Below are 3,204 nucleotides of genomic sequence, written 5' to 3'. Positions count from 1 at the left end.
GTTTTGCTCCACGCTTCCTTCAGACCTCACCTCGCGGCGACGCCCTTGCGCATTGCTAACCCTTCGCCGCCATCAGGCTGGGTAGAGGACTTGCACCTCCAAGCTGTCGAACATGCTCGGCACACTAGAAAAGGGCGGGAAACCCCGCCCTGAAGTGCTGCGTTGGCAATGCTGCTAGAGGTGTCAGTGATAGCTGACCCGTGGCACTGGAGTTCGATGGGCTGATGGCATCAAAGAATCCAGGAGGCGCTTAATTGTGAGCCTCGATGACTGAGGATCGATAGCGAGATCGAAATCGTCCACGTCCAGGAGGGCAGAGAGATCACGGAACACCTTCTCCTCCCGGGCAGCGTAAGAGAGGATCGTGGTGGAGAGGGAAGCTAAGAGTTCTGCCGACACGCCCTCGAGGACACCTTCCAGGCCTCCATGCTCCGTGATCAGTTGGTCGATTTGCTGGAGCTGGCCCTCAACATCGGCTGGATGCGGGGCTGCGAAAAGCTCCTCAAGTTCTTGAAGCGTCTCGAGTACTTCGCGGAAGTTTCGTTCGGGTGACCCGTCGACCATTAAAAGATTCCATAGCAGGTGGTATGCGTTGATCTTACCCGGCTTCGGGGCAGGGCCAGAGCATTTCTTGAACATCGTTCACGGTGGAGGATAGGAGGGCCTATATCGAGCGGATCATTTTCTCGAAGACGTCCTCCTCCTGATAGCCCGAGATGATGTCGAAGCCGGAGAACAGCGTCCACAAGAAGCCCGAGAGGGGCTTGATGGTGTCGTACCCCAACTCGGTCCTTTGGAGCGAGTGACTCGCGATTGATAGGCGTTTTAAGAAGTTGAAGGCATCATCGGTGGGAACATCCGTCGCGCCGAGAGCAAAGTTGATTTCCTCACGGAGAATTTCCATCGATCGGAGGATTTGGCTTAGCTCATTCTCGTCAATATTGTTTAGGAAGACGTCCCAGCGATCCTGGGTCGCGGTGGCCTTTCCCTTGAAATACGACCTGAATGCCTTCTGGTCGAGGAGCTCGTCCGCAAGCCGCGGGTCTATACTGCCGTTCACGGTACCGAGCATCACATACAGGCAGTCTTGCTTAAAGCGCCTGAACTGAACTTCAAGGCTACGCCGGATCCGCCGGCGCTTTGAATTCTCCGGGATCCGAACCAGGAGCAGATAGAAAAGGACGCTGACCAGGCCGCCCATTCCGATGTCATACAAAGCTTTGTAAATAGCCTTTGCATGCCAGGTGGTTTCAGGGAGCACATCACCGAATAGGGCAACGCGCACTCCCGGATCTTCATTGAAAACAACGACAAAGACTAAGAATGCTACCGTAAGCGCTATTAGGCTCAGGTCCAGCGAGCGTTTGGACATAGATGTTGATCCCCCGGACCGACTATAGCGAGCCGCAGCCACCAATGCGATTTCTAAGTCTCTGAACTCGCCGAATTGCTAGTGCTTCGAGGTCTATTGGGCCGAGCGGACGAATGTCTCTATGATTCCATAGCCGGAGTCGATTTGCGGATGCCGGAAAGCGACCGCAACGATAAGGGCCGCAATGGAAATGACGAATAGGACGATCAATGCCAAATGAGCCTGTGGCGGCAGGGACCGGCTCATATTGACCCACGGGTCCATAACTTGGTCTGCGTCAGCGGAAGCCATGGGTTTGCGTAGCTGCATCCGGTCACGCTGCCGACTGTTGAGAGACGGGTTCAGCCTTTGCGAAAGAAGCTGCAGCACTGCGCTCCCGTGTTGCGCGAGCCTCCTTCGCCAGGTCTTTCCCCTTGAGCCGTTCGGCCGCCGCAAGGACTGTTTCCCGGCATAGATACCGAAACAGGTTTGCAGCAAGGCGCTCGTCGGTCTCAGAGCGGCGGACCATGGCCGCTGCCACCTCGTCGCCATCATAATTCTCGAAGCAGGAATCGAAGTTCCTGCTGGTGGCGGCACCTTCTGAGATGACTTGAGCGGCGTAGTCCACGCGGCCTTGAAAATTCTCGGGATCGTTTACTTGCGTCATCGTCTCACCTTCGATCATCGGATTGAGGGGCTGGATCAGGCGGCAAGTTGCTGGGAGTTTGCCGCGGTCTGGGCAAGGCGATCCGCGACGTCATTGCCAGGGGAGATGAACTGGCCGGGCACCCAGTTCCACGTCACGCGATGACGGGAAGTGAGCCTGTCGAGAAGGATCCAGAACTCCGCATTCTTGACGGGCTTGCCATCTGAGGTTCTCCAGGCCTTCTGCTTCCACTTGGCGAGATACTCATTCATCCCATGGATGAGGTACTGGGAATCCGCGTAGACGATGACCTCTGTCCGGCGGTCGAGCCGGCTGAAGAGAGCGATGGCGGCCAGAAGTTCCATCTGGTTGTTCGTAACGGATCCCAGCGCGGTACCGCTCAACTCTTGGAAGGTGCCGTTCTTGGCCAAAGCGGCAATTCCCCAGCCTCCGGGTCCGGGATTGCCGACCGTGTGACCGTTGACATAGGCGACTATAACAGGCTCGGCGTGCTCGTTCGTCATCCGCACCTCGAGCGCCTCGCGGGCGCGGCCTCGGATGATCTGCCCATTTACAGTGGCGTAGGACTCAGCGATGTCAGGTGTCAGTGGATGGAAGATGACGACCAGATCACCTCGGACGCTGAAATCGTCCCCCTCGCTCTCAAAATAGACCGGCTTCGTCCAGGCGTTGCCGGGCGTCGTGTATTCCCAGCCGGAGCCGTCTCGGACCTGATAGCCGAAGTCGAAGGTTGCAAATTCTGCGTTGGCGACTGCCCGACGCTGCGAGGTGAGGAGGCTCATGCATTGCTCCTTTAAGGGGCTTTTGAAGGAAAGGAGTATCAGGAGCAGAAAGCGTCGATGGTGTTGCCGCGCACGCGACGAACAGGTCAGGGGCCAGAGAATAGACGAGCTATCGTCACTTCTGCGCCCAGGGGGTGCCGCCGAAACCAGAGAGAGAGCGTTGGACTGGCAGCGAGGCGATCACCGCCGTGAATTGGGGGACCTCTCTCTTGCAGACCTCACGTTGGCGCCTTAGGGCCCAAAGGAGGGGGGAAACACCGACGACATAGAGGCCGACGTTATTGATCCGGTCTTCATTGTCTTGAGCATGCAGCGTAGCGGACGGACTTGTGGCTGAAATAGCTTCGGACGCGCGCGGGCGATTTCGACAGTCGGCGCATGTGGCGGACAGTTGCCCGCTTGAG

At 57.4% G+C, this 3,204-nt stretch carries 4 protein-coding genes; all 4 read right to left on the bottom strand.

Annotated features, from left to right (window positions below):
* Positions 1-183: 183 nt before the first annotated feature.
* A complete protein-coding gene (locus FS320_RS40590) occupies positions 184-639 on the bottom strand; it encodes a hypothetical protein (RefSeq protein ID WP_152718172.1) in 456 nt (151 codons plus the stop codon).
* A 25-nt stretch (positions 640-664) separates the two neighbouring features.
* Complete coding sequence (locus FS320_RS40585) at positions 665-1,372, bottom strand: hypothetical protein (RefSeq protein ID WP_152718170.1); 708 nt, start codon at positions 1,370-1,372, stop codon at positions 665-667.
* 313 nt (positions 1,373-1,685) lie between these two features.
* A complete protein-coding gene (locus FS320_RS40580; RefSeq protein WP_152718168.1) occupies positions 1,686-2,018 on the bottom strand; it encodes a hypothetical protein in 333 nt (110 codons plus the stop codon).
* 35 nt (positions 2,019-2,053) lie between these two features.
* Positions 2,054-2,800 carry a ribonuclease H family protein gene (locus FS320_RS47145; RefSeq protein WP_202882957.1) on the bottom strand — a complete coding sequence of 249 codons (747 nt, stop codon included), beginning with the start codon at positions 2,798-2,800 and terminating at the stop codon, positions 2,054-2,056.
* Positions 2,801-3,204: the final 404 nt, after the last annotated feature.

Origin of the sequence: Microvirga tunisiensis, assembly GCF_009296175.1 — a bacterium.
Taxonomy (GTDB): domain Bacteria; phylum Pseudomonadota; class Alphaproteobacteria; order Rhizobiales; family Beijerinckiaceae; genus Microvirga; species Microvirga tunisiensis.
This window is presented reverse-complemented; position numbering and strand designations above follow the sequence as displayed.

Coding starts and splice junctions, on each gene's coding strand:
- FS320_RS40590 (WP_152718172.1), bottom strand. CDS start 639: ATGTTCAAGAAATGCTCTGGCCCTGCCCCGAAGCCGGGTAAGATCAAC.
- FS320_RS40585 (WP_152718170.1), bottom strand. CDS start 1,372: ATGTCCAAACGCTCGCTGGACCTGAGCCTAATAGCGCTTACGGTAGCA.
- FS320_RS40580 (WP_152718168.1), bottom strand. CDS start 2,018: ATGACGCAAGTAAACGATCCCGAGAATTTTCAAGGCCGCGTGGACTAC.
- FS320_RS47145 (WP_202882957.1), bottom strand. CDS start 2,800: ATGAGCCTCCTCACCTCGCAGCGTCGGGCAGTCGCCAACGCAGAATTT.